The sequence below is a fragment of the Lentzea flava genome (genome assembly GCF_014648475.1).
Classification (GTDB): Bacteria; Actinomycetota; Actinomycetes; order Mycobacteriales; family Pseudonocardiaceae; genus Lentzea; species Lentzea flava.
Genome location: NZ_BMRE01000045.1, coordinates 53203 through 77824 on the forward strand (window position 1 = coordinate 53203; position 24622 = coordinate 77824).

General features: G+C 68.5%; 27 protein-coding genes. 8 read left to right on the plus strand and 19 right to left on the minus strand.

From position 1 onward, the window contains the following. Window positions 1–9: 9 nt before the first annotated feature. Together IEZ09_RS35270 and IEZ09_RS35275 are read right to left on the minus strand one after the other, a co-directional pair. Window positions 10–2175: a putative bifunctional diguanylate cyclase/phosphodiesterase gene (locus IEZ09_RS35270; RefSeq protein ID WP_189258156.1), complete on the minus strand. Its 2166-nt coding sequence runs from the start codon at window positions 2173–2175 to the stop codon at window positions 10–12. A 60-nt stretch (window positions 2176–2235) separates the two neighbouring features. Beyond that, window positions 2236–3048 (minus strand): SAM-dependent methyltransferase, encoded by an 813-nt coding sequence (locus IEZ09_RS35275; RefSeq protein ID WP_189258157.1) that lies wholly within the window; start codon window positions 3046–3048, stop codon window positions 2236–2238. Between the two features lie 71 nt (window positions 3049–3119). Here IEZ09_RS35275 and IEZ09_RS35280 point away from each other — a divergent pair, with 71 nt between their 5' ends. Next, complete coding sequence (locus IEZ09_RS35280; RefSeq protein WP_370467771.1) at window positions 3120–4043, plus strand: hypothetical protein; 924 nt, start codon at window positions 3120–3122, stop codon at window positions 4041–4043. An 862-nt stretch (window positions 4044–4905) separates the two neighbouring features. Here IEZ09_RS35280 and IEZ09_RS46920 read toward each other — a convergent pair. Next, entirely contained in the window at window positions 4906–5805 is a 900-nt protein-coding gene (locus IEZ09_RS46920) for a LysR family transcriptional regulator (protein WP_189258158.1), read from the minus strand. Between the two features lie 78 nt (window positions 5806–5883). Here IEZ09_RS46920 and IEZ09_RS35290 point away from each other — a divergent pair, with 78 nt between their 5' ends. Together IEZ09_RS35290 and IEZ09_RS35295 are read left to right on the plus strand one after the other, a co-directional pair. Then, window positions 5884–6723, plus strand: a complete 840-nt coding sequence (locus IEZ09_RS35290) for an aldo/keto reductase (protein WP_189258159.1) — start codon at window positions 5884–5886, stop codon at window positions 6721–6723. 42 nt (window positions 6724–6765) lie between these two features. Further along, the gene (locus IEZ09_RS35295) at window positions 6766–7557 is read left to right on the plus strand and encodes a lysozyme (protein ID WP_189258160.1); all 792 of its coding nucleotides are present in this window, start codon (window positions 6766–6768) and stop codon (window positions 7555–7557) included. Window positions 7558–7577: 20 nt separating this feature from the next. Here IEZ09_RS35295 and purL read toward each other — a convergent pair whose 3' ends face one another. The 4 genes from purL to IEZ09_RS35315 form a co-directional block, all read right to left on the minus strand. Then, window positions 7578–9830, minus strand: coding sequence for a phosphoribosylformylglycinamidine synthase subunit PurL (purL, locus tag IEZ09_RS35300; RefSeq protein ID WP_189258161.1), 2253 nt, complete (start codon window positions 9828–9830; stop codon window positions 7578–7580). After that, the gene (gene purQ / locus IEZ09_RS35305) at window positions 9827–10498 is read right to left on the minus strand and encodes a phosphoribosylformylglycinamidine synthase subunit PurQ (protein WP_189258162.1); all 672 of its coding nucleotides are present in this window, start codon (window positions 10496–10498) and stop codon (window positions 9827–9829) included. Before purQ ends, purL begins: the two co-directional genes overlap by 4 nt. Then, complete coding sequence (purS, locus tag IEZ09_RS35310) at window positions 10495–10734, minus strand: phosphoribosylformylglycinamidine synthase subunit PurS (RefSeq protein ID WP_030465889.1); 240 nt, start codon at window positions 10732–10734, stop codon at window positions 10495–10497. The genes purQ and purS overlap by 4 nt, the downstream gene beginning before the upstream one ends. Before the next feature lie 227 nt (window positions 10735–10961). Beyond that, a complete protein-coding gene (locus tag IEZ09_RS35315) occupies window positions 10962–11507 on the minus strand; it encodes a hypothetical protein (protein ID WP_189258163.1) in 546 nt (181 codons plus the stop codon). Window positions 11508–11656: 149 nt separating this feature from the next. Between IEZ09_RS35315 and IEZ09_RS35320 the strand changes: the two genes are divergently transcribed. Continuing rightward, window positions 11657–12637: an NAD-dependent epimerase/dehydratase family protein gene (locus IEZ09_RS35320; RefSeq protein ID WP_189258164.1), complete on the plus strand. Its 981-nt coding sequence runs from the start codon at window positions 11657–11659 to the stop codon at window positions 12635–12637. On the opposite strand, the gene IEZ09_RS35325 is transcribed toward IEZ09_RS35320, so the two are convergent. Beyond that, entirely contained in the window at window positions 12621–13754 is a 1134-nt protein-coding gene (locus tag IEZ09_RS35325; protein ID WP_189258165.1) for a trypsin-like serine peptidase, read from the minus strand. The two genes, IEZ09_RS35320 and IEZ09_RS35325, sit on opposite strands and share 17 nt — an antisense overlap. Window positions 13755–13820: 66 nt before the next feature. Between IEZ09_RS35325 and IEZ09_RS35330 the strand changes: the two genes are divergently transcribed. Then, window positions 13821–14444, plus strand: coding sequence for an MBL fold metallo-hydrolase (locus IEZ09_RS35330; protein ID WP_189258166.1), 624 nt, complete (start codon window positions 13821–13823; stop codon window positions 14442–14444). Here IEZ09_RS35330 and IEZ09_RS35335 read toward each other — a convergent pair. Together IEZ09_RS35335 and IEZ09_RS35340 are read right to left on the minus strand one after the other, a co-directional pair. Further along, the gene (locus IEZ09_RS35335) at window positions 14407–15057 is read right to left on the minus strand and encodes a polysaccharide deacetylase family protein (protein WP_189258167.1); all 651 of its coding nucleotides are present in this window, start codon (window positions 15055–15057) and stop codon (window positions 14407–14409) included. The genes IEZ09_RS35330 and IEZ09_RS35335 overlap by 38 nt on opposite strands. Before the next feature lie 50 nt (window positions 15058–15107). Next, entirely contained in the window at window positions 15108–15983 is an 876-nt protein-coding gene (locus tag IEZ09_RS35340) for a phosphoribosylaminoimidazolesuccinocarboxamide synthase (RefSeq protein WP_189258168.1), read from the minus strand. A 90-nt stretch (window positions 15984–16073) separates the two neighbouring features. On the opposite strand from IEZ09_RS35340, the gene IEZ09_RS35345 reads away from it, so the two are divergent. Next, a complete protein-coding gene (locus tag IEZ09_RS35345; protein WP_189258169.1) occupies window positions 16074–16505 on the plus strand; it encodes a hypothetical protein in 432 nt (143 codons plus the stop codon). Here the strand turns inward: IEZ09_RS35345 and IEZ09_RS35350 are convergent. From IEZ09_RS35350 to IEZ09_RS35380, 7 genes are read right to left on the minus strand one after another with little or no spacing between them, the layout of a single operon-like run. Further along, the gene (locus IEZ09_RS35350) at window positions 16502–17293 is read right to left on the minus strand and encodes an MOSC domain-containing protein (RefSeq protein WP_189258170.1); all 792 of its coding nucleotides are present in this window, start codon (window positions 17291–17293) and stop codon (window positions 16502–16504) included. The genes IEZ09_RS35345 and IEZ09_RS35350 overlap by 4 nt on opposite strands. Next, window positions 17290–18708 carry an adenylosuccinate lyase gene (gene purB / locus IEZ09_RS35355; RefSeq protein ID WP_189258171.1) on the minus strand — a complete coding sequence of 473 codons (1419 nt, stop codon included), beginning with the start codon at window positions 18706–18708 and terminating at the stop codon, window positions 17290–17292. Before purB ends, IEZ09_RS35350 begins: the two co-directional genes overlap by 4 nt. 25 nt (window positions 18709–18733) lie before the next feature. Next, window positions 18734–19492, minus strand: a complete 759-nt coding sequence (locus IEZ09_RS35360) for a hypothetical protein (RefSeq protein ID WP_189258172.1) — start codon at window positions 19490–19492, stop codon at window positions 18734–18736. Further along, window positions 19489–20022: an RNA polymerase sigma factor gene (locus IEZ09_RS35365; protein WP_189258173.1), complete on the minus strand. Its 534-nt coding sequence runs from the start codon at window positions 20020–20022 to the stop codon at window positions 19489–19491. Before IEZ09_RS35365 ends, IEZ09_RS35360 begins: the two co-directional genes overlap by 4 nt. A gap of 57 nt (window positions 20023–20079) precedes the next feature. Next, window positions 20080–20664: a TetR/AcrR family transcriptional regulator gene (locus IEZ09_RS35370; RefSeq protein ID WP_189258174.1), complete on the minus strand. Its 585-nt coding sequence runs from the start codon at window positions 20662–20664 to the stop codon at window positions 20080–20082. Between the two features lie 27 nt (window positions 20665–20691). Beyond that, window positions 20692–21378, minus strand: coding sequence for a hypothetical protein (locus IEZ09_RS35375; RefSeq protein WP_189258175.1), 687 nt, complete (start codon window positions 21376–21378; stop codon window positions 20692–20694). Between the two features lie 32 nt (window positions 21379–21410). Then, window positions 21411–21929 (minus strand): SigE family RNA polymerase sigma factor, encoded by a 519-nt coding sequence (locus IEZ09_RS35380; RefSeq protein WP_189258176.1) that lies wholly within the window; start codon window positions 21927–21929, stop codon window positions 21411–21413. Between the two features lie 183 nt (window positions 21930–22112). On the opposite strand from IEZ09_RS35380, the gene IEZ09_RS35385 reads away from it, so the two are divergent. After that, window positions 22113–23054, plus strand: a complete 942-nt coding sequence (locus IEZ09_RS35385) for a threonine aldolase family protein (RefSeq protein WP_370467772.1) — start codon at window positions 22113–22115, stop codon at window positions 23052–23054. Window position 23055: 1 nt separating this feature from the next. Next, window positions 23056–23652 carry an HAD-IA family hydrolase gene (locus IEZ09_RS35390; protein ID WP_189258177.1) on the plus strand — a complete coding sequence of 199 codons (597 nt, stop codon included), beginning with the start codon at window positions 23056–23058 and terminating at the stop codon, window positions 23650–23652. Here the strand turns inward: IEZ09_RS35390 and IEZ09_RS35395 are convergent. Together IEZ09_RS35395 and IEZ09_RS46930 are read right to left on the minus strand one after the other, a co-directional pair. Next, window positions 23596–24321, minus strand: coding sequence for a potassium channel family protein (locus tag IEZ09_RS35395; protein ID WP_189258178.1), 726 nt, complete (start codon window positions 24319–24321; stop codon window positions 23596–23598). The genes IEZ09_RS35390 and IEZ09_RS35395 overlap by 57 nt on opposite strands. A 38-nt stretch (window positions 24322–24359) precedes the next feature. After that, window positions 24360–24622: hypothetical protein (locus IEZ09_RS46930; RefSeq protein ID WP_229813249.1), on the minus strand; the 263-nt coding region annotated here is incomplete at its 5' end.

Below are 24622 nucleotides of genomic sequence, written 5' to 3' on the forward strand. Positions count from 1 at the left end.
TTCCCCGGGCTAGAGATCACCACGCAGCAGGCTGTCGATGTCCTCCGGCGGTCCTGGCCGCGCGAAGAACCAGCCCTGCCCGGTGTCACAACCGAGCCGCAGCAACCGGGCGGCCTGAGCCGGCGTCTCCACGCCTTCGGCCGTGACCCCCAGCGACAACGCGTGCGCCAGCTGGACCAGGGTCGCGACGATCTGCGAGTCGACCGGGTCCTCCTCGGTCTCGGCCCGCAGCCCCTCCATGAACGAGCCGGCGATCTTCAGCTCGTGCACGGGCAGGTGCTTCAGGTAGGCCAGGTTCGAGTATCCGGTGCCGAAGTCGTCGATGGCGATGCGCACACCCATGTCGCACAACGCTCGCAGCGCTTCCAGGGGCTCGTCGGCGGTGCCCATGATCGCCGACTCGGTCAGCTCCAGCTGCAGGTGGTGCGGTGGCAGCGCGCACTCGTCGAGGATCCGCTTCACGTCCCGGACCAGCTCCGGGTCGCGGGACTGGCGCACGGCCAGGTTCACCGACACGAACGGGGCCGCGTCGCCGAACTCGACCAGCCAGCGCCGCGCCTCCTCGCAGGCCTTGCGGAGGACCCACCGTCCTAAGGGGACGATGAGACCGGTCTCCTCGGCCAGCTCGATGAACCGGTCGGGTGCGAGGCGGCCGAACTCCGGGTGCTGCCAGCGCACCAGCGCCTCGACGCCGACGACCGTGCTGTCCTCCAGACGCACCAGCGGCTGGTACTCGACGTAGAACTCGCCGCGTTCCAGGGCTCTGGGCATCGTGGCGGACAGGGTGAAGCGGGCGACCTCACGGGCGTTGCGCTCCGGGTCGTACAACGCCCAGCGCGCCTTGCCGTCGGCCTTCGCCCAGTACAGCGTGATGTCCGCGTCGCGCATCAGGTCGGCCGACGTCGTGCCGGACAGCTGCCGTTCGACGATGCCGATCGACGCCGAGACCGACAGCTCGTGACCCGCGATGCGGATCGGGGCCTCCAGCTCGGTCAGCACGCGGTCGGCCACGTCGACGATGTCCTGCTCGCCGGTCGAGCCTTCGACCAGGATCACGAACTCGTCGCCGCCCATGCGCGCGACGAGCTTGCCCTCGCCGGACACCGAGTGGTCGAGCCTGCGGCCGACCTCGACCAGCAGCTGGTCTCCGATGTCGTGGCCGAGCGAGTCGTTGATGACCTTGAAGCCGTCCAGGTCGAGGTAGCAGAGGCCAGCCCGCAGGTGCTTGCCGCGGTTGTTGAACACGCGGCCGAGGCGTTCGAGGAACAGCGCGCGGTTCGGCAGACCGGTCAGCGGGTCGTGCAGGGCCTGGTAGCGCAGCCGGTTCTGCAGCAGATGGCGATCGGTGACGTCCTCGATCATCGCCACCTGGTACTGCGGCTCGCCGTGGTCGTCGCGGACCAGCGACAGCGTGAGGTGCGTCCACACCTGCTCGCCGTCGGCGCGGTGGAAGCGCTTCTCGGCCCGGTAGTGGTCGCACTCGCCCGCGATGAGCTGGTCGTAGAGCCGCCACACGCTGCCCGCGTCCTCGGGATGCATGAGGTCGCGCACGTTGTACTGGCGCATCTCCTCGACGCTGAACCCGAGCATGTCCTGCAGGGCCTGGTTGACGTCCAGTATCCGGCCGTCGATGTCGGCGATGCCGATGCCGATCGCGGCCTCGGTGAACATCGCGCGGAACCGGGCCTCCGACGCCCGCAGCATCGCCTCAGCCTGGTCACGGGCGTCCAGGACGGCAGCCCTGATCGCCTCCTGCTCGGCGAGCGTGCGCTCGCGCAACGCGCGGGCGTATCCGGCGGACAACGCGCCCTGCAGGGCGGCCAGGCGGGACTGCAGGCGCTCGTCGCCCGCGGAGCCCAGCTCGGCCAGCAGGTCGTCGCCGAGGAGCTGGATGGTGCGGCCCAGCGTGTCGGTGCCGGTGAAGTGCGCGTCGACGAGCCGTGAGCCGATCTCGTAGCCGGGTGCCGTGCGGAACGGGCTCGCGAACAGGGCCTCGACGAGCATCTCGGTCAGGTCCTGCAGGTGCTGGGCGACCTCGGCCCTCGTCATCGGGACGTAGCTGGAACCGATCACCGCCGTCGCCCAGCTGCGCGCGAACGACTCGGCACCGGCCAACACGGCCGGGTCCAAAGGAGAGCGGTCGTCACGCACCCGGTGGTCAACCCGTTCGGTCATCTGCTCGGCCCTAACGCCACGAACGCGCAGCATACGGGCGGTAGCCGTATGGAGTCACCTCTACACCTTCCGGCCTACCGCGCCGAAGGCCGGAAAGGGCCGTCCGGACCCGTCCAGGTCGTCAGGGGACTCCGGTCGCCACAGGGGCAGCCGCACCGCACCGGGTTCGACCAGCTCGAACCCCTCGAACAGCTTCGTGAACTCGACCTTGTTGCGGTAGGTCATCGGAGTGACGCTGCGGTCGTACATGGACCGGGCGGCCCGGTAGGAGTCCGTCTCCTCGTCCGCCTCATAGCCCGCGTGGGAGACGGCCAGGAAGCTTCCGGGAGCGAGACGGTCGCGGTATCCGCCGATGATCCCGATCGGGTTCTCCTCGTCGGAGATGAAGTGCAGTAAGGCGATCATCAGCACCGCGGTCGGCTGCTCGAAGTCGAGCAGGTCGTTCACCTCCGGCGAGGAGAGGACCGATGCCGTGTCGCGCACGTCGGCCTGCAGCACGTTCACCCGATCGTTGCCGTTCAGCAGCGACCGGCTGTGCGCGACGGCGACCGGGTCCATGTCGACGTAGACGACCTTCACGGACGGGTCGGAGGCCTGGGCGATCTCGTGCACGTTGCCCACCGTCGGGATGCCGGAGCCGAGGTCGAGGAACTGCCGGACACCGCGGCCCAGCAGGTAGCGGACGGCCCTGCGCAGGAAGGCGCGGTGGTTGAGGATGACCTCGCGCAGTTCGGGCATGAACTCCAGCGCCTTCTGCCCGACCGCGCGGTCGGCGGCGAAGTTGTGCGCGCCACCCAGCCAGTAGTCGTACACGCGGGCGACACTCGGCCGTTCCAGGTCGATGTCCCCCGGCGCCCAGTTCGGCCGTTCCACTCGCCCACCCCGTTCGCGTTGAGCCCGTTCCCGCCCATCATGCACCGGCCGCTTGGCAGAATGCCGACCTCGTGAGGTTCCTGTGGGGCAACGGCAAACGCAAGCACCGGCGCCCGAGAAATTTGCTGCTCCCGACCATTTTCGCGTCGGTCGGAGCGTTTGCGCTGGTCGGCGGCCTCCTGCTGCTCATCGACCCCGGCGCGCCGAAACACGAGGCCATCAAGACCGGCGGACTCGCGGGCGGCGCGATCGTGGCGCTCTACGCGCTGTGGCTGAACGACCGGCGGCGGCGCGTCGAGGAGGCCCGTCAGGAGCTGGAGAGCCAGCGCATCGACCACGACAGGTCCCGCGTCGCCGACGAGCGGTTCGCGCGCGCCATCGAGCTGCTGGGCCACGACACAGCGCAGGTCAGGGTGGGTGCGATGCACGCTCTGGCCGGTCTCGCCAAGTCCCGGCCGGAGTACACGCAGACCGTGCTGGACATCCTCTGCGCCTACCTGCGCCGGCCGTTCAAGTACACCGACGACCCGGAGGACTTCGACGCGGAGCTCAGCGAGATCGAGCTGGAGGTCAGGCTGACGGCGCAGCGGTTGATCGAGGACCTGCTGCCGCGCGTCGAGGAGAAGGACCCGGTCCGCTACGACCTCAACCTCACGAAGGCCCATCTGCACTACATGGACCTGTCGTACCGGCACGTCGGCGACCTGATCCTGCGGGTGGCGCACCTCAACGAGTCCAACGCGTTCCACCACATGGTGATCCACGGCAACGTGTACCTCACCGAGGCCGAGGTGAACGGCCGGTTCTACATGCACCACACCGAGTGCCGCGGCAAGGCGTGGTTCAGCCGGTTCAAGGCACGCGGGCTCGCGGTCTTCACCGACACTAAGTTCCTCGGCGAGACCAAGTTCCTGGGCTCGGAGTGGGCGGACGTGAAGGCCGACGGCTGTACGTTCGCGACGGAACCCGAGTTGCCGCAGGCGTGGAGGAACTGACGTGAAGTGGCAGTGGCTGATGGCGGTCCTCGCCGCCGCCGTGGTCACCGCGGCGACCGCGGTGCTCCTCCAGGTGTTCAAGGCTCCGCCGATCGAGATCGTGAAGACCGCCGGTGTCGCGGGCGGAGCCGTCGTCGCGCTCCACGCGCTGTGGCTCAACGACCGCAAGCACTGGCTGGAGAGCGAGAAGGTCGCCGACGAGCGGTTCGCCCGCTCGGTCGAGCTGCTCGGCAACGAAGCCGACCAGGTGCGCGTGGGCGCGATGCACTCCCTGGTGTGGCTCGCGAACTCCACGCCGCGCTACAAGCAGACGGTGATCGACGTCCTGTGCGCTTACCTGCGCCGCCCGTTCCGGCACCCCTCGTGGGAGAAGAACGCCGCCGACCCGGACACGGTGTTCGTGGACGTTGAGCCGGAAGTGCAGCAGGAGCAGCAGGTCCGGCGCACCGCCCAGAGGTTGCTGCGCGACCTGCTGTCGTGGGGAAAGGACAAGAAGGAGTACTACGACCTCGATCTCACCGGCGCGGCACTCGAGTACTTCAGGCTGGACGGCAGGCGGATCCACCGGTTCACCGCACGCCGCGCCCAGTTCTACGGCATCACGACGCTGCACGAGATCGAGGTGAAGAAGCCGACCCTGTTCTCCGGCGCGACCTTCCACGGACGGCTCGACCTGGCGCGGGCGAAGCTGCACGGCGGGATCGCGTTCACCGAGGTGACGTTCGGCCCCAAGGAGGTCGACCTCCGCGACGCCGAGGTCGGCACGTTCCTCGCGCTCGCGGAGGCACCACCCGCACAGCAGAGAGGACCGCTGACCGTGTTGCCGGGCACGGCGTTCCGCACCCCGCGCGAGGGCTGGCTGCTAACCGGCAGCACGGAGGCGGCCGGCCCGCGCCTCGAAGACCATGTCCAGCAGAACACCGGCGGCAGCGCCAACGGTGTTGCCGCTGACCACGACCGTTTCCGCGACGGGGACGTCTACGTCGCAGCGGAGCGCGAGAAAACGGACGCGTTCCGACTTGTTGGCGAAGGACTGCGGGACGAGCGCAACCCCGAGACCGAACCCGACGAAGTCCAGAAGTGAGTGCACGTCGTTGACCTCGACGGCGACGTGCCGCTCGACCCCCGCCGCCGCGAGCGTGCGGTCGACCTCGTCGCGCGTGCCCCAGTCGGGGTTGAAGTCGACGAACGGCTGACCGGCCAGTTCGGACAGTTCGACGGACTCGCGTGCGGCGAACGGACTTCCCGGTGCGCACGCGAGGACCAGCGGTTCAGTGGCCAAAGTGGACACCCGCAGGTTGTCGGCGATCTTCGGCTGACGGGTGACGAACGCGAGGTCCAGCCGTCCCGCGCGGACCTCCTCGACGAGTTCGGCGTTGCCGGACTGGCGCATCCTGATCTCGACGCCGGGGTGGATCTCGTGGAACCGCGACAGCACCGCCGGCAGGTGCACCACGTGCAGGCACTGCAGGCTCCCGACGGACAACGTGCCGCGCAGCAGCCCCTGCACCGCGGCGACGGCGTCCTTGGCCGACTCGATGCTGCCGAGCGCGCGCCTGGCCTCTGGCAGCAGTGCCCGTCCGGCCTGGGTCAGCTCGACCTGGCGGGTGGTGCGCAGGAACAGCGGCGCGCCGAGCTCGACCTCCAGCGCGCGGATCGACGCCGACAGGCCCGACTGCGAGACGTGCATCCGGCGCGCTGCCCTCGTGAAGTGGCACTCGTCGGCGACCGCGAGGAAGTGTTCGAGCTGTCTGAGTTCCACTATTCATCACCCGCAGTGCTCAATGGGATCACTTCTTTGCGTTGGACAGCTTAATCGAGCTGGTCCAGAGTGGGGTTCATGCAGAAGCGTCGTATCGGAGAAGTGGAAGTCAGCGCCATCGGCCTGGGCGGCATGCCCGTCTCCATCCAGGGGAGGCCGGACCGCGCGCAGGGGATCGAGACGATTCACGCCGCGCTCGACGCGGGCGTGACGTTCATCGACACCGCCGACGCCTACTCGCTCGACGACAGCGACTTCGGCCACAACGAGGAGCTGATCGCCGAGGCGTTGCGCGGCAGGCCGGAGGAGGTGTTCGTCGCGACGAAGGGCGGCCACACCCGCCTGCCGGGCGGTGGCTGGGGCCTCGACGGACGTCCCGAGTACCTGCGCAAGGCCGTCGACGGGTCGCTGCGACGGCTCGGGGTCGAGCAGATCTTCCTGTACCAGTTCCACCGGCCGGACCCGAAGGTGCCGATCGCCGAGTCGGTCGGCGCGCTGAAGGAGCTGCTGGACAACGGCAAGATCCGCTACGCGGGCGTCTCCAACTTCAACCCCGACGAGATCGTGCTGGCCAACGACATCCTCGACGGGCGGCTCGCGGCCGTGCAGAACCAGTTCTCGCCGTCGTTCCGGTCGAGCGAGCCCGAGCTGGAGCTGTGCGCGAAGCTCGGCATCGCGTTCCTGCCGTGGAGCCCGTTCGGCGGCATCGGCAAGGCGGGGTCGCTGAGCGGCCCGTTCAAGGAGGTCGGCGACGCGCACGGCGTGAGCGCGCACCAGGCCTGCCTCGCGTGGATGCTCGCGAAGTCCGAAGTGGTAGTCCCCATTCCGGGTGCTTCCCGCCCGGCGAGCATCCGCGATTCCGCCGCGGCCACCCACCTTGAGTTGACCAAGGAGGAGCTGGCCCGCCTGGACGGGTGATGCCGGTGGCAAATTCGGACAAACGGTCGCACGATCTACTCCATGCGGACCTTGATCAGCATCGTGGCGATCGTCGCCGGCATGACGCCGGCCCCCGCGTCCGCGGCGCCCTTGCCCGAGGGTTCCGCGGACCACTTCGCGGGTTCTCAGATACGCAAGCACGAAGGCACCGGTGAGCTGCGAACAACGGAGTCACCACCCACCGAGGGCAAGGTGCCCGGCATGGACGTGAGCAGCCACCAGGGTGACGTCGACTGGAAGTCCTCCTGGGCCAAGGGAGCCAGGTTCGCCTACGTCAAGGCGACCGAGGGCACGCACTACCGCAACCCCAAGTTCACCCAGCAGTACAACGGTTCCTACGACGTCGGCATGATCCGCGGGGCATACCACTTCGCGCTGCCGGACCGTTCCGACGGAGCCAGGCAGGCGAACTTCTTCGTGGACAACGGCGGCGGCTGGTCGCCGGACGGCAAGACGCTGCCGCCGGCGTTGGACATGGAGTACAACCCGTACGGCGAGACTTGCTACAAGATGGACCAGGCCGCGATGACGGCGTGGGTGAAGGCGTTCAGCGACACGGTCTTCGCGCGCACCAAGCGGTATCCGATGATCTACACGTCCACGAACTGGTGGAACAAGTGCGTCGGCGGCTCGGTGAAGTTCGGCGACGACAACCCGCTGTGGATCGCGCACTACAACTCGAAGCTGGGCCCCCTGCCGCTGGGCTTCGACTTCCACACCATCTGGCAGTGGCAGGCGGCCGGCCTCTTCCCCGGCGACCAAAACCTCTTCAACGGCAAGTTCGAGCAGCTGCAGCGCATCGCCGCCAGTTGACGGCGATGCGCTGAAACCGACTAGTCGAACAGGGCGGGGAGGGTGCCCTCCCAGGCCTCGCGGAGCTCGTCGAGCGACAGCTCACCGAGGCCCTGGATCTCCAGCGCGTTCGACTCCGGGTCGACGACACCGACCTTGCGCCACGGCAGAGCGCGCGCGGTGCACATGTCGGTGAAGCGCTGCTCCTCGGTGCGCGGCACGGCGACCAGCACGCGCCCCGCCGACTCGCTGAACAACGCCGTGAACAGGTCGCCTTCGAGGAAGACCCGCGCACCCGTCTCGCCGATCAGGCACGTCTCGACCAGCGCCTGCGCCAGACCGCCCTCGGAGAGGTCGTGCGCGGCGGAGACCATGCCGTCACGGGAGCCCGCGACGAGGATCTGGCCGAGCAGCTTCTCGCGCTGCAGGTCCGCCTTCGGCGGCAACCCGCCGAGGTGGCCGTGGACGTGGTGCGCCCACTCCGACCCGCCGAACTCGGGCTTCGTCTCGCCGAGCAGCAGCAGCGTCTCGCCGGCCTCGGCCCCGATCCCGGTGGGGATGCGGCGCCGCACGTCGTCGATCACGCCCAGCACGCCCACGACCGGCGTCGGCAGGATCGCCGTGGTGCCGGTCTGGTTGTAGAAGCTGACGTTGCCGCCGGTCACCGGGATGCCCAGCTCCGCGCAGCCGTCCGCGAGACCCTTCACGGCCTGCTCGAACTGCCACATGACACCGGGGTCCTCCGGCGAGCCGAAGTTGAGGCAGTTCGTGACGGCGACCGGCGTGGCACCGGTGGCCGCGACGTTGCGGTAGGCCTCGGCCAGCGCGAGCTTCGCGCCCTCGTACGGGTCGAGCTTGGTGTAGCGGCCGTTGCAGTCCGTCGAGAGAGCGACACCGCGGTGCGTCTCCTCGTCGATCCGGATCATGCCGCCGTCGCTGGGCTGAGCGAGGACCGTGTTGCCGCGCACGTACCGGTCGTACTGCTGCGTGACCCACTTCTTGGAGGCCAGGTTGGGGCTGGCCGCCATGATCTTGATCAGTTCGAGCAGGTTCTCCGGCCTCGGCAGGCTGTCCGGCGTGTTCGCCTGCAGCTCGTCCTGGTCGGCGGGGCGCTCGACCGGCCGGTGGTAGACCGGGCCCTCGTGGGCGACGGTACGCGGCGGCACGTCGACGACGACCTCGTCGTGGTAGGTGATCACCAGGCGGTCGCCGTCGGTCACCTCACCGATCTCGGTGGCGATGACGTCCCACTTCTCGCAGACCTCCATGAACGCCGCGACGTTGCCCGGCTCGACGACCGCGCACATGCGTTCCTGGGACTCGCTGGAGAGGATCTCCGCCGGGGTCATGTTCTTCGCCCTGAGCGGGACCCGGTCCAGGTACACGTGCATGCCGCCATCGCCCGCGGAGGCGAGTTCACTCGTGGCACAGGAGAGGCCCGCGCCGCCGAGGTCCTGGATGCCGACGACGAGGCCCTTCTCGAACAGCTCGAGCGAGCACTCGATCAGCACCTTCTCGGTGAACGGGTCGCCGACCTGGACGCTCGGCAGCTTCTTGCGCTTGCCGGCGCTGTCGTCGAACGTCTCGCTGGCCAGCACGCTCACGCCGCCGATGCCGTCGAGGCCGGTGCGCGCGCCGTAGAGGATGACCTTGTTGCCGGTGCCGCTCGCGTGCGCGAGGTGCAGGTCCTCTTTGCGCATGGCGCCGACGCACAGCGCGTTGACCAGCGGGTTGCCCTGGTAGGACTCGTCGAACACGACCTCGCCGCCGATGTTGGGCAGGCCGAGGCAGTTCCCGTAGCCGCCGATACCCGCGACGATGCCGGGCAGGACTCGTTTCGTGTCCTCGGCGTCCGGCTTGCCGAACCTGAGCGGGTCCATGACCGCGAGCGGCCGCGCGCCCATCGCGAGGATGTCCCTGACGATGCCGCCCACACCCGTGGCCGCGCCCTGGTAGGGCTCGACGTACGACGGGTGGTTGTGGCTCTCGACCTTGAACGTGACGGCCCAGCCGTCACCGATGTCGACGACGCCGGCGTTCTCGCCGATGCCCGCGAGCATCTTCGAGCGCATCTCGTCGGTCGTGGTCTCGCCGAAGTACTTCAGGTGCACCTTCGACGACTTGTAGGAGCAGTGTTCACTCCACATGACCGAGTACATCGCGAGCTCGGCGTCCGTCGGGCGCCTGCCGAGGATCTCCCTGATGCGCGCGTACTCGTCGTCCTTCAGGCCCAGCTCCTTGTAGGGCTGCTCCTGGTCGGGCGTGTTCTCGGCGTTCTTGACGGTGTCGATCATGCCTTCACCACCGTGTCGAGCAGAGACAGGAACATGCCCAGTCCGTCGTCGGTCGGGCCGGTGAGCGCGTCGACGGCGTGCTCGGGGTGCGGCATGAGGCCGACGACGTTGCCCCTGGCGTTGGTGATGCCCGCGATGTTGTTGCGGCTGCCGTTCGGGTTCTCGCCGACGTACCGGAAGACGACCCGGTTGTTGTCCTCCAGCTCCTTCAGCGTGTCCTCGTCGGCCTGGTAGCCGCCCTCGCCGGACTTCAGCGGGATCAGGATTTCGGCTCCCGCGTCGTACCTGGTGGTCCACGCGGTCGAGTTGTTCTCGACCTTGAGCCACTGGTCACGGCACACGAAGTGCAGCTTGTGGTTGCGGGTGAGAGCGCCCGGCAGCAGGTGCGCCTCGGCGAGGATCTGGAAGCCGTTGCAGATGCCGAGAACCGGCATCCCCTTGTTCGCGGCCTCGATCACTTCCTGCATGACGGGCGCGAACCGCGCGATGGCACCGCAGCGCAGGTAATCACCGTACGAGAACCCACCGGGCACGATGACCGCGTCGACACCCTTGAGGTCGTGGTCCCCGTGCCACAACGGCACGGCCTCCCCGTCGGCGTACCGGACGGCCCGCTGCGCGTCGACGTCGTCGAGCGTGCCGGGGAAGGTGATGACACCGACCCTCATGCCTCGACCCTGCGCACGGTCCAGTCCTCGATCACGGGGTTGGCGAGGAAGGTCTCCGCGATCTTGGCGAGCGTGGCGTCGTCGACGTCGTCGGCGACCTCCAGCTCGAAGTGCTTGCCCTGGCGGACGGCGGTGATGCCGTCGAAGCCGAGCCGCGGCAGCGCGTTCGCCACCGCCTGTCCTTGGGGGTCGAGAATTTCGGGCTTCGGCATGACGTCGACGACGACTCGGGCCACGACAGACTGCTCCCGGGTTTGAGGGGCTGGCGGTACTTTGAGACCCTACCTGACCTGGGGGTTCATCAACTCGACACGTGGTCGGCGGCACATCTTCACCGATCGCACCACCGGGTGAACGAGCTTGCCTCGGCGGGTCCGTTTGGTAGAGTTGGCTTTGCCAAGGCCCCGTAGGCCGAGGAAGTGAGCACGGTGCCCGTCCGGACGGTCGGCCGCCGTGCTTTGCGCTATCTGGACCATTTGTCCACAGCAGTCTCCTTCGCGACGAGCGGGCGCACGCGCCTCGCCCAGTCACCTCCAGCACCGTGGCACCACGCCACCACGTCCGGGATCCAGAGCAGCTCGTCGTGCGTGCTGTCCAGGTGCTCATAGGTGATTTTCGAGTAACTCGGCCTCTTGCCCAGCGTCGTGCGGATCGTCTGAGCGTCGTGGAGGTTGCGCTCCTCTCGGCTGTCGAGCACCAGCCTCCTCGTCTTCAGGTCGACGAGATCGTTGATGAGTGCGATGAGGCACTCCTGACGCGCGATTTCCTCACCGGCGGAGCAGTCGCACGTGTAGATGTGCACGGTGGCGCCGATGGACACCAGCTTGGACACGATCAGCTTGCGTCGATCGGTCTTCTCCTTCTTGAAGTGAAGTTCTCGCTGACCTGGGAACAGCAACCGACGCAGTGCTTTCCTCATGCGCGCCAGGTCGCCGGGATCGACGAGGACAGCGGCCAGCAGGTACGTGTTGTTTCGCCGCGACTCGTCGACGAAGGCGTGCAGACTCACGAAACGTCCATCGGCCGAACCCGAACACCAGTTCAGGAAGTCCAGCTGATCGGGACCGAACGACCGAGTCTTGGACTCATTCCAAGGCTGTATTACGCCGAAAGCAGAGAGGCTGGCACTTCGGCAGGATCGGACGGAAGCTGGGGATCATGAAGATCCTGGTGCTCGGCGGAACCGTGTTCCTCAGCAAGGCCGTCACGGCGGAGGCCGTCCGCCGCGGCCACGACGTCGTGTGCGCCGCCCGCGGTGCCTCCGGCGCGGTTCCGGAAGGCGCCCGCCTGATCTCGGTCGACAGGAACAAACCCGGCGCGTTCGACCAGCTCGCCGGGGAGCAGTTCGACGCGGTGATCGACGTGGCGAAGTACTCGGTGAACTGGGTGCGGGACGCGTTGGAGGCGTTCGGGCCGACGACGCCGCACTGGACGTTCGTGTCCAGCATCTCGGTCTACGCGGACCACTCGACGGGCAGTGACGAGCTCCTGCCCGCGCTGGAGGACGACCCGGAGGCCGAGTTCACGCCGGAGCGGTACGGCGGCGTCAAGGTGGCCAGTGAGAACGCGGTCAGGGAGGCCGTGGCGGGGCGGGAGTTCATCGTCAGGGCCGGGCTGATCACCGGGCCGGACGACCCCAGCGACAGGTTCGGGTACTGGCCCGCGCGGTTCAGCAAGGGTGGCAGGGTGGTCGTGCCGGACAGCCCCGACCTCGGGTTCCAGCACATCGACGTGCGGGATCTTGCGCAGTGGATCGTGTTCGCGGCCGAGGAGCGCATCACGGGCACCTACGACTCGACCGGGCCCGTCATGCCGTTCCAGATGGCGATCGGGGAGATCGCCGGGGCCACGGCGGCGCCGGGCACGCAGATCGTGAGCGTGCCGGAGAGCGTGCTGGCGCAGCTGGAGATCAACCCGTGGTCCGGGCCGCGGTCGATTCCGCTGTGGCTGCCGCAGGAGTGGGCCAAGATGACCGGCCGCGACGTCAGCAACGCGCTCGCGAACGGGCTGCGGACCAGGCCGTTGGCCGAGACCGCGCTCGACTCGCTGGAGTACGAGCGCGGCCTCGGACTGGACAGGGCCCGCAAGGCGGGGCTCACTCAGCAGGAAGAGGAGGAGATCCTCACAGCAGTGGGTTGATCTGCGCCGCGACGAGGTCGATGCGCACGCCCTGGTTCGGGCAGCCGCCGAAGTGGTGGAGGCCGATCACCTTGTGCGTGCGCCTCGACAACACCGGTGAGCCGGACGAGCCGCCCTCGGTGTCGCACATGTAGCTGATGTCGGACTGCGAGACGTTGCCGTTGACGCGCACCGCGCGCACGACGCAGTAGCCACCGCCGTTGTTGTTGTCGCGCAACGACAACTTCTTCAGCTTCCCGGCCGGGTGGCCGACGATGTACATCTCTTCACCCACGGCCGGGACGCGCGCGTCCAGTTCGAGGTAACCGAACGAGCTGATGGCCGAGAAGTTGTTCACGGTGAAGAGGGTGTAGTCCAGGCCGGAGTCGGTCTTGAGGACCTGGGCCGCCAGCACCTTCGTGACGGTGGCCGACGTGGTGCCGCCGCAGGTCGGGCACTGGTAGTTGAACCACACCTCGATACCGGTGGTGCTGGTGAAGCAGTGGTTGTTGGTCAGCATGCGGTTGTTGGGGCCGACCCGCCACGCCGTGCACAGCGAGCTGCCGTTGCGCAGCAGCTTCGCGACGGACGCGGTCTTGCCCCACTCGGTCGGGTTGCTGGACTGGTAGCAGACCGCGTCCTTGTAGTCGTTCGTGCCGCAGATGCTCTGCACCGACGGCTGCGAGGACATCTCGGCCTCGGTGTAGCCGCGGGTGATCTTGTCGATCCGCACCCGGCTGAGCGGGTTCTTCAGCGACACGACGGCCTTCTCGCCGGTGATCGACATGGCCCAGAAGCCCGCCTTGTCGATCGTGGCGGTCTGGGAGGCCTTCAGGTCGCGCGTGTAGGTGTACTTCTCGGTGCCGTCAGGGTTCGACACCGTGAGCACGTCGCCGGGCAGGATCCGCAGGTCCGTGAAATGGATCTTGACGTAACCGGAACCCGGGCGTTCGATCGTGGTTGAACGGTTGTTGCCACCCACTCGCACCGAGAGCGATTCCTCGGTGCCGATCTCCTGCGACTGAGGCGACTGAGGCGCCAAAGCCTGTGCAGGGGTAGAGGTGGTGGTAGCAGGGACAAAGGACGTCATCGGCAGGGCGAGCGCCAGTGCCGTGAGGAGTTGCAGGGTTTTCCTCATGCCCTTTGATACTTCCGACGTCACCTGACCGTGTCAGCCCACCGAACGTCGGTAATGGAGGAATCCATGCGAGTTGTCCATTTCGGTCATGCCTGCGTGCTGCTCGACACCGGGTCGACGCGCATCCTGATCGATCCCGGCACGTTCTCCAGCGGGTTCGAGGACGTGCAAGACCTGGACGCCGTGCTGATCACGCACCAGCACTACGACCACCTGGACGTCGAGCGGCTGCCGAAGCTCCTCGCGGCGAACCCGCAGGCCCAGCTGATCGTCGACGAGGGCTCGGCGCCCAGCGTCGACAACCCGACCGTCGCCCAGCCGGGTGACGTGTTCAAGGTCGGCGACACGACGGTCAAGGTGGTCGGCGGCAGGCACGCGATGATCCACGAGGACATCCCGATCGTGCCGAACACCGCCTACGTGGTCGGTGACGGCGCGTTCTACCACCCCGGCGACTCGCTGTTCGTGCCGGACGAGGACGTCGACGTGCTCGGCCTGCCGGCCGGCGCGCCGTGGCTGCGGCTCGGCGAAGCCGTCGACTTCATGCGCGCGATCAAGCCGCGCACGGCCGTGCCCATCCACGAGAAGCTGCTGTCGATGCCGGAGAACGCCTACCGGATGTTCGACATGCTCAAGCCGGAGGGCACCGAGGTCAGGCCGCTGACGCTTGGCGAGGAGACGGCAGTCTGACGTACGTGGTCGGTTCGGCGTCGTGGGCGAGGGCGATGTCCACGGCGTCGAGCACGGCCTGCCGTGCGCCCGGCCGGTGCAGGTCGCGGGCGTCCACGGTGATCCGGGTCAGTCCACCGCGACGCGCGGACCGAGCCGCGGAGTAGACCAGCGCGAGCGACCGCAGCTCACCGAAGCTGCTGCGTTCGGTCAGCGCGTGCAGGCGGCCCAGCGTCGCGAGGCCGGTGCTGAGATCACGGACGGCGTGGGCGTCGGCGCAGCGGGTGAACCGGTGCTTGGCCAGCGCGATCAACGTGCCTGGCGACGCCACGCACCGCCGGGGCGCGAACGTGTCGGCGTCGAGGCCGATGGCTTCCATCTGCGCACGAGCACCCGTGAGCAGCAGCCCCGCCTCGTGGGCGGGCAACCGGCGTTGACCGAGGCCGTGCAGCACGACGGCGTCGCCCGCCGCCGCCCTGGCACGCACCCATTCCTGCGCCCTGCCGAGCTCGCGGGGGACCACGAGCAGCGACAACGGCACCTGCCGCGGCTGCAGGGCCGCGGCCAGATCAGCGCACCGGTCGAGGGTCTGCGGACCGATGCCGGACAGTGAGACCACGAGCTGTGAGTGCACGTTCTGAGTGCGCCACGCCGTGGTGACGTCCGCGTGAAACCAGGGCTAACTCACGCGAGCCAGTCGGCGAAAGACCGGCCGGTCAGCCGCTCGTACGCCTCCACGTACCTCTTCCGGGTGGCCTCGACGACGTCCGCGGGCAGCGGAGGCGGCGGCGTGTCCGACTTCCGGTCCCAGCCGGAGGCGTCCGACGTGAGCCAGTCGCGCACGTACTGCTTGTCGAACGCCGGCTGCACGCGACCGGGCTCGTAGCCCTCGGCCGGCCAGTACCGCGACGAGTCCGGCGTGAAGGCCTCGTCGGCCAGCACCAGCTCACCGGCGGCGTCGAGCCCGAACTCGAACTTCGTGTCCGCCAGGATCAGGCCGCGGGTCAACGCGTACGCACGCGCCTCGCTGTACAGCTCGATCGTGCGGTCGCGCAGCTTGGAGGCCAGCTCCTCGCCGTGCTTCGCGGCGATGACGTCGAACGACACGTTCTCGTCGTGCGAGCCGAGCTCGGCCTTCGACGCGGGCGTGAAGATCGGCGGGTTCAGCTCGGACGCCTCGACCAGCCCGGCCGGCAGCTCGACCCCGCACACCGAGCCGGTCGCCTGGTAGTCGGCCATGCCCGAGCCCGTCAGGTATCCGCGCGCCACGCACTCGACGTCGACCATCTGCAGCTTGCGCACCAGCAGCGCCCGGCCGCGGACCTCGGCGGGAATGCGCGGGTCGTCGTAGGCGACCAGGTGGTTCGGGGTGAGCCGCTCGAACCAGAACACGCTCATCGCGGTGAGAACGCGGCCCTTGTCCGGGATCTCCGTGCTCAGGATGTGGTCGTAAGCCGAGATGCGGTCGGACGCGACGAACAGCAGCAGCTCGTCGTCGACTTCGTACAGATCGCGAACCTTGCCGCGGGCGACGTGCTGGTAGTCAGCGAGCGTAGGCACGCTGGTCAGCCTACGTGCCGTGTTCGGGAAACCCGACGCACACCCCTTCACCTCTACAGATCAAGGAAGAAGAGCCTTAAGGTGCACCCCGTGCTCACCCGAAAGGCTCTGTGGATCCCGGCATTGGCCGCCCTGGGACTGCTCGTCGTGCTGGGAGTAGCCGGGTGGAGCATCGACTCCAGCCCCGTCTCGTCCCCGGCTCCGGGCTCGCAGACCACCAGCACCACCCAGTCGGTCAGCATCGTGCCGACCCCGGACGTCGCCGACATCACGGTCAGGACCACGAGTTCGACGACCACGACGACGACCACCACCACGACAAAGCCGAAGCCGCCGCCCGTGCAGGCACCGCCACCCGCGCGGCCGACGACGACCACGGAACCCCCGCAACAGGGCTTGTTCGTCCGGGAGGGCGCGTTCTGCCATCCCGAGGGCGCGCTCGGCCTCAGCCCGCGCGGCGAGCCGCTGGTCTGCCGCAAGGACAGCAACCGCGGCGACCGGCTGCGCTGGCAGAGGGTCTAGGCCCAGTCCAGCACGTCGATCTTGTCGCCGACCGCGATGGAACCGGTGCGCACGACCTGGGCCTTCATCCCGAAGGTCACGCCGCCGTCGGGATCACGCCGGTAGGTGGCCAGTGAGCGGATCGGTTCCGGACCGGCCTTGTGGCCCGTCTCCTGGTCCACCATCGGCACCGCGCACCGAACGCAGTCCTTGGCGTAGGCCAGTTCCACGTCACCGATGACCGCGCGCCGCACCCGGTCCTCGACGTGCGGCTCCGGCGATCCGGACACGACCACGTTGGGGCGGAACCGGTCCATCGGCACCGGATCACCGCCGCGTTCCAGGATGCGCTCGTTCAGACCGTCCAAAGAGGACAGCGAGATCATCAGCAACGCGTTGCCGTCGGCGTACCCCACGAGGCCCGTGGTCTCCCCGGTCGTCTCCCTGCGCAGGTCCGGCGGCGTCCGCACGAGCCGCACCGACTTGCCAAGGGCGTCGGAGAAGTACGCGGCCGCGGCATCGCCCTGGTCCACGCCGAAGCCGTGCCAGGTGTGCACGACCACCGGAATCCGCGGCCCGTCGACGACGACCGGGAACGACTCCCCGCCGATCGTCAGCGAGGAGTCCACGAGCGACGGGCGCAACGCGGCCATCGCCGGCATCTTCCGCTGCGACAGGAAGACGCCCTCGTCGTCGACCAGCATCATCATCCGGTCGTCCCGCAACCCCGTGAGGTCGACGGCGGAGGACGCGACGGAGTGCCCGCCGCAGCCCTTGACCGGGTAGACGTGCAGACTGGAAACGATCACAGGATCGGCTCCGGCTCGTACGCCGGGTACTTGTCGACGACCGCGGCGACCTGCTCGACGACCGACGCCACCTGCGCCGACGCCACGCCGGTGAACGACAGGCGGTCGGCCAGCAACGCGTCCAGCGCGGCGCGGTCGAGCGGCAGGCGCTCGTCGGCGGCCAGGCGGTCCAGCAGGTCGTTCTGCGCGAGACCCTGCTCGCGCATCGCCAGCGCGACGGCCACCGCGTTCTCCTTGATGGCCTCGTGCGCGGTCTCCCGGCCGACACCCGCGCGCACGGCCGCCATCAGCACCTTGGTCGTGCTGAGGAACGGCAGGTAGCGGTCGAGCTCGCGCGCGACCACGGCCGGGTAGGCACCGAACTCGTCCAGGACCGTCAGGAACGTCTCCAGCAGCCCGTCGAACGCGAAGAACGCGTCCGGCAGCGCGACGCGGCGGACCACCGAGCACGACACGTCGCCCTCGTTCCACTGGTCGCCGGCGAGCTCGCCGACCATCGACAGGTAGCCGCGCAGGATCACCGCGAAGCCGTTCACGCGCTCGCACGAGCGGGTGTTCATCTTGTGCGGCATCGCGCTCGAACCGACCTGACCGGGCTTGAAGCCCTCGGTCACCAGCTCGTGACCGGCCATCAGGCGGATGGTCTTCGCGATCGACGACGGCGCCGCCGCGAGCTGCACGAGCGTGGACACCACGTCGAAGTCCAGCGAGCGCGGGTACACCTGGCCGACCGACGTCAGCACGCGCTCGAAGCCGAGGTGGCCCGCGACGGTGCGCTCCAGCTCCTCGAGCTTCTCGGGCGTGCCGAGCAGGTCGAGCATGTCCTGGGCGGTGCCGACCGGGCCCTTGATGCCGCGCAACGGGTACCGCGCGATCAGCTCGTCCAGCCGCGAGAACGCGACGAGCAGCTCGTCCGCCCCGGTGGCGAAGCGCTTGCCCAGCGTCGTGGCCTGCGCCGCCACGTTGTGCGAGCGACCGGCCATGACCAGGTCGGAGTGCTCTGCGGCGAGCCGTGCGAGGCGTCCGAGCACGGCGGCGACCTTGGACCTGATCAGCTCCAGCGAGCGCAGCACCTGCAGCTGCTCGACGTTCTCGGTCAGGTCGCGCGAGGTCATGCCCTTGTGGACCTGCTCGTGGCCCGCCAGCGCGTTGAACTCCTCGATGCGCGCCTTCACGTCGTGCCGCGTGACCCGCTCACGTGCCGCGATCGACTCCAGGTCGACCTGCTCCAGCACGCGCTCGTAGTCGGCGATCGCGGTCGCCGGCACGTCGATACCGGCGGCGGCCTGAGCCCGCAGCACGGCGAGCCACAGCTGGCGCTCCAGCACGATCTTGTGCTCGGCCGACCAGAGCGTCGCGAGCGACGTGGAGGCGTAGCGACCTGCGAGGACGTTGGCGATGCGCGGCTTGCTCACGCCGTCAGGTTAGTGCACACGGGGCTCACTCCCAGGTGATGCTCGGCTCCGTGACCAGCTCTGTGAGCACGCCCACGCGCACCGGCACGGTCTGCCGCAGCCCCTGTCCGGACGCGGGGTTGTAGTTGTGGCTGCTGATCTGCACGACGTACCCGCTGGAGAACCGGCGCACCACCTCCGCCCGCGCGACCTCGGAGCCCCCTTCCAGGTACTCGGCCTCGAAGACGGTCGACCCGTCCTTCTGCAGCGACTCGTGGCAGTAGCTCGCGCTCACGCAGAAGTTGGAGATCGAGAACCCCGGCCGCCCGGCCGTCACCCGCAGTGCCGTCGGTCCGATGTTGTCGTTCAGGTACACGTAGCCCGAGAAGTCCGGGTCGGACGGGTTGCGCCGCGTCGTGGTCGGCGTCGAGTACGGGGGATAGGTGAACTGGCCGGGGTGGAACTCCGCGTAGATCTCCTTGAAGTCCGTCCTCTTCAGCGCGAGCTTCTCCGCCAGCTTGTCACCGATGCGCTGCGCCTTCTTCTCGACGGACTCGCTCGGCGGCGCGGAGGTGGTCGCCTGCCCCTCGGAGGCGAGCTGGCTGCCGCCGTCACGGGGCAGCAGGCCGGGCAGCGCGAACGACGCCACGGCGATCACCGCCGTAGCCACGCCCACACCGACCAGCGCTCGCCGTCGACTTTTTTTCTGCTCGACCCGCTTGATCAGGACGTCGGGGTCGAAGTCGAGCGGCGGCTCGTCCCAGACGGCCAGCAGCATTCCCTCGCGGATCTCCTGCTCACTCACGATGCGACCCTCCCCGAACTGCTGTCGAGCTTCTCCACGATGGCGCGCAGTGTCGCGAGACCACGTGCCGTCTGGCTTTTGACCGTTCCCTCGGTGCACCCCATGGCCACCGCCACCTCGGCGACCGACAGGTCTTCGAAATAACGCAGCACGAGCACCGCTCGTTGCCTCGGCGGCACCTGCAGCAACGCCGTGTGCACCAGCTCACGCGCCCACAGCTTCGCGCTCGTGTTGTCGGGATCGACCGTCGCGTCCGCGGTGTCCGGCAGCTCCCCGTCGCGCTGCTCGGCTCTGCGCCACGGCCTGCGCTTCTCGTCCAGCCACGTGCGCAGCAGCACCTTGCGGGCGTACGCGATCAGGTTGTCGAGGTCCTTGATGCGCTTCCAGGCCATGTACATCTTCATCAGGCTCGACTGCATCAGGTCTTCAGCCGTGTGCCAGTCACCACAGAACAGATAGGCGGTGCGTCGCAAAGACGCGGCATTGGCTGCCGCGAATTCGCGAAAGCCCTGCTCATCGGCCTTGCGCATGCGATCCCCTCTCGCGTCCTCAACCAGGGGAACGCATCAGGGGAACGCGAGGTTGCATCACTCGTGACGCGAAAGGGCCGTTCGGAGCATCCTGCCCGCGACGCCGCGCGGATCCGGCTTCAGCTCGATGAACGCGTTCACCATCGCGCCGTCCACCAGCGCGATCAGCTCCTCGACCCGGTCGGGCGCGATGTCGCGGCCGGAGCGGGCGACGATGTCGGCGATCAGCTCGTGCAGCTCCGTGGACAGCACGCGCATCAACGGCCGCAGGTACGGACGGCGGCCGGTCGCGACGAGGCGTTCGTAGCGCAGCAGCATCGTCTCGGTGTCGGTCACGTCCTGGCCGACGAGCAGGTCGAGGATCAGCTCGATCAGCACGTCGTCGTCGGTCAGCTGCTCCGAGAGCCCCGCGAGCCGTTCCCTGCCGTTCGCGAGCTCGGTCCTGCCGTGGAACTCGACCGCGGCGGTGATCAGCTCGTCCAGGGAGTCGAAGTAATACGTGGTCGACGCGAGCGGCAGACCTGCGCGTTCGGCGACCGCGCGGTGCCTGACCGCGTCGAAGCCGCCCTCCACGAGCAGTTCGGACGCGGCCTCGACGAGCGCCTGTCGCCTGCGCTCACCCTTGGGGGTTGCTGCCGTCATAGTCGCGCCAGAGTACTGGGCGCTTGATCAGAACTTGGGCGCCAGTGCGTCCGCGAACCGCTTGGCCTGGCCTTTCAGCTCGCCGTCGCCCTGCGTGAACACGTAGAGGTCCTGGCCCTTGGCCGTCCTGACCTTCTCCGCGCCTGCAGGCGCCTCGAAGGCCTTCTGCGTGACGATCGCGGTGATCGTCAGCCCGTCGATCTTGAACGCGGCCGACCGCGAGTCCGGTGAACAGGTCACCGTCGGCGGCTGTGCGTGCTCCGGTGAGACCGAAAGCTCTCCGGCGAGGGCGTCGGCGAGCTCTCGGTCCACACCTGCGCAGCCCTGCACTGCGCGATCACTGGTCGAAAGACCAGTGCTTCCCGGCGTGGACCCGTCCCCCTGCGTAGACGGGTCGCCAGGGAAGTCCTTCTGCGGCGGCTGAGCTTCCAGCGCCGTCGCCGGTCCGGTCAGCGGCGATTCTGCCTTGTTGTCGTTCGCCTGCCCAGAACCCAGGTTGCTCGAAGTGCTCTTGTCCTGGTTGATCCAGTTGGTACCCGCGACCACACCACCGAAACCGAGCACCACGACCAGGGTAGTGCCGGCGGCGATCGAGTTGCGCCTTCGCAGCGTGGCGCGTCGCGAAGCGGTGCGGACGTCGCTCGCGTCGAAGGACGCCGGTGGCGCGTCGTGCACCGCGTCGCGGAACAGGTCCGCGAGCTTCTGCTCGTCCATCTACGTCCTCCTCTCCACGGTCACCACGCTGGTCACGACGCCGGTCGCAGGTCGTCGATGGCGTCACCGAGAGCTTCCCGCAACGCGGTCAGCCCGCGTGCGGTCTGACTCTTCACAGTTCCTTCCGAGCACTTCAGAACTTCTGCCGTCGCCGTTACGTCCAGGCCTTCGAGGAACCGCAGCACGAGCACGGCCCGCTGCCGCGGCGGGACTCTGCGCAGGCCCTTCATCAACGCCTCGCGCGTCGCCACCGCGTCACCGACCTCGTGATCGGGCGTCGGCGACTCCGGCAGCTCGTCGGTGAACTTCTCGCGCCGCCACGGACGGCGCGACTCGTCGATCACCGCGCGCACGAGCGTGCGCCGGACGTAGGCGTCGAGAGCCTGCTTGTCCCGGATCTTCCGCCACCTCCTGTGCACCGCCACGAACGCTGTCTGCGCGAAGTCGTCAGCGCGGTGCCAGTCGCCGCACAGCAGGTATGCCGTTCGGCGCACGGCCTCACGGCGAGCCACGAAGTACTCCGCGAACTCCTGCTCGTCGCGCTGATCCACGCGGACTGCTCTCCGCTCGTTCCTCGAGTTGCACTTACCGGACGGAATCTGAGGCAACAACGGTTGCACGATCCACCGCCGAGAGCTACATCACCCCCTCGGTCGTTCACCGGATGTGATGTGATCGGGTTCGTGACCCCCATCGACCTGCGCTCGGACACCGTCACCCAGCCCGGCGAGGAGATGCGCCGCGCGATGGCGACGGCCGAGGTCGGCGACGACGTACTGGACCACGACCCGACCATGGCGGCGCTGGAGGAGCGGGTCGCCGAGCTGCTCGGCGTCGAGGCCGCGCTCTGGGTTCCGTCCGGATCCATGGGCAACCTGATCGCGTTGTTCCTGCACCTGAAGCGCGGTGACCGGTTCCTCGCTCCGCTCGGCGCGCACGTGCTGGACGCCGAGCTCGGGACCGCCGCGTGGCTGGCGGGCGGAATGCCGCACGGGCTCCCGGTCATGTCGGCCGAGGCCGTGACGGCCGCCGGTGGTGGCGAGTCCCCCTACTACGGGCTGCGCACGACGTTGCTGTGCCTGGAGAACACGCACAACGCGTCCGGCGGCACGGTGACGCCACCGGACGAGCACGCCCTGCTGGTGTCCGCGGCGCGGTCCGTCGGGCTGGCCGTGCACCTGGACGGGGCGCGGTTGTGGAACGCGTCGGTCGCTCTCGGGGTGCCGCCCGCCGCGCTGACGGTCGGGGCCGACACCGTGCAGGTGTGTCTGTCGAAGGGGCTCGGGGCACCGGTCGGGTCGGTCGTGGCCGGGTCGTCGTCCTTCGTGGTCGAGGCGCGGCGCGTGCGGAAGATGCTCGGTGGCGGAGTCCGGCAGGGTGGCGTGCTGGCGGCCGCCGGTCTGGTCGCGCTGGACCGGATCTCCCGGCTGGCCGACGATCACGCCAACGCCTCCGCCCTGGCCGCAGGGCTGCGGTCGCTGGGGTGGGACGTGCCAGAGCCCGCGACGAACATCGTCCTGGCGTCCGTGCCGGACCCGGAGAAGACGCTGACCTCGTTGCGCGATGTCGGGGTTTTCGCCAGTCCCATGTCGGGCAAGGTCAGGTTCGTGACGCACGGCGACGTGGACTCGTCCGACATCGCCGAGGTGCTGCGTCGGCTGCGAGAGGACGCCTGAGATGCGCTGGATCGTGTTCGACTTCGGCGAGGTCATCAGCCGGCGGAACCCGGCACTGCCCGCGATGGCGGAGCGGCTCGGGGTGCCGCTTCCGCGCTTCGAGGCCGCGTACTGGGACCGGGACGCCTACGACCGGGGTGGGTCGGACGCGGACTACTGGTCGTTGATCGGGTCCTCGCTGGGGCTGACGTTCGACGACGCGACCGTGCGCGAGATGACCGCGATGGACAACGCGGGCTGGCTCGACGAGCCGGTGGCGGACACCGTGGCGCTGATCGACGACCTGGACTCGCTGGGCGTGCCGCTGGCGCTGCTGTCCAACGCGCCGACGACGTTCGCGCGGCTGGCCGAGAAAGTGCCGTGGGCCAAGCACTTCCAGCACCTGATCTTCTCCGGCGACCTCGGGTTCGCCAAGCCGGATGCCGCGATCTGGCGGCACGCGGAGTCCGTGATCGGCTCCTCCGACGTGATCTTCTTCGACGACCGGGCCACCAACGTGCAGGGTGCTCTGGCCGCGGGCTGGGACGCGCGGTTGTGGACGTCAGCCGCTGCTGCGCGCCTTGAGCTCCGCGCGGAGTTCGGCGATCTCGGCGCGTAGGCTCCGCAGCTCCTGCGCGGTCTCCAGCTCGGCTTCCTCGACGCCGCGCAGCTTCTCCACGAGCCAGCTGGCGATCGTGCCGGTGATGACACCGAGCAGCGCGATGCCGCCGACCATGAGCAGCCCGGCCACGAGGCGTCCTTCGCCCGTGACGGGGAAGCGGTCGCCGTACCCGACCGTCGACATGGTGGTGAGCGTCCACCACAGCGCGTCACCGAACGTGGTGATGCTGGCGTTTTCCGCATGCCTTTCCGCGTCCAGCACCGCGAGACTCGCGCAGAACACGACGATGATCGTCACGCCGCCGACGTAAATGCTCACGCGTTGCCGGATTTTGTGCTGGAACTTCTTGTTCAGCAGCTTGATGACCGTGATCAACCGGAGAACGCGCAATTGCCGCACCATCGGCAGCACGACGGCCGCAAGATCGAAGAGATGCGTTCTGAGGAACCAGATCTTGTTGTTCGCGAGCGTCAGCCGGACGAGGTACTCGACGGCGAACACCGCCCAGACCAGCCACAACACGATCTCGAGAGTGACGTGCATGCTCCCGTGGTCGTCGAACACCTGCCACGCGTACACGACGAGGAACAGCACGGCGAGGGCCGTCAGCGGCCACTCGACCTTTCGCTCCCACCGTTCGAGGCGGGCCTCGTTGGATTGCAGCACCGCTTCATGGTGAGCGGTTCGTCCCGTTCAGACCAGCCTCACCGCTTGGATTTGATCGCACCGTAAGCCGCGGTGCCTGCGAGGAGTAGTCCTCCAATCACGGCGAGCCAGAAAAGTCCTTTCACGACGGCTCCTACGACCGCCAGCACGATCCAGATCGCCACCAGCCACCCGATGATCGCCCACATGGGTCCCTCCCCTTCCTCCGCTCCGTGAACGTCCGGCGGGGCCGCTTTGTTGCGATCTAGACCCGTCTTCCGCACATCGGAGTGGGTGATCTGATCAGGCAGCCGGTGGTTGT

Coding starts and splice junctions, on each gene's coding strand:
- IEZ09_RS35270 (WP_189258156.1), bottom strand. CDS start 2,175: ATGACCGAACGGGTTGACCACCGGGTGCGTGACGACCGCTCTCCTTTG.
- IEZ09_RS35290 (WP_189258159.1), top strand. CDS start 5,884: ATGCAGAAGCGTCGTATCGGAGAAGTGGAAGTCAGCGCCATCGGCCTG.
- IEZ09_RS35295 (WP_189258160.1), top strand. CDS start 6,766: ATGCGGACCTTGATCAGCATCGTGGCGATCGTCGCCGGCATGACGCCG.
- purL (WP_189258161.1), bottom strand. CDS start 9,830: ATGATCGACACCGTCAAGAACGCCGAGAACACGCCCGACCAGGAGCAG.
- purQ (WP_189258162.1), bottom strand. CDS start 10,498: ATGAGGGTCGGTGTCATCACCTTCCCCGGCACGCTCGACGACGTCGAC.
- IEZ09_RS35320 (WP_189258164.1), top strand. CDS start 11,657: ATGAAGATCCTGGTGCTCGGCGGAACCGTGTTCCTCAGCAAGGCCGTC.
- IEZ09_RS35325 (WP_189258165.1), bottom strand. CDS start 13,754: ATGAGGAAAACCCTGCAACTCCTCACGGCACTGGCGCTCGCCCTGCCG.
- IEZ09_RS35330 (WP_189258166.1), top strand. CDS start 13,821: ATGCGAGTTGTCCATTTCGGTCATGCCTGCGTGCTGCTCGACACCGGG.
- IEZ09_RS35365 (WP_189258173.1), bottom strand. CDS start 20,022: ATGCGCAAGGCCGATGAGCAGGGCTTTCGCGAATTCGCGGCAGCCAAT.
- IEZ09_RS35370 (WP_189258174.1), bottom strand. CDS start 20,664: ATGACGGCAGCAACCCCCAAGGGTGAGCGCAGGCGACAGGCGCTCGTC.
- IEZ09_RS35375 (WP_189258175.1), bottom strand. CDS start 21,378: ATGGACGAGCAGAAGCTCGCGGACCTGTTCCGCGACGCGGTGCACGAC.
- IEZ09_RS35385 (WP_370467772.1), top strand. CDS start 22,113: ATGCGCCGCGCGATGGCGACGGCCGAGGTCGGCGACGACGTACTGGAC.
- IEZ09_RS35390 (WP_189258177.1), top strand. CDS start 23,056: ATGCGCTGGATCGTGTTCGACTTCGGCGAGGTCATCAGCCGGCGGAAC.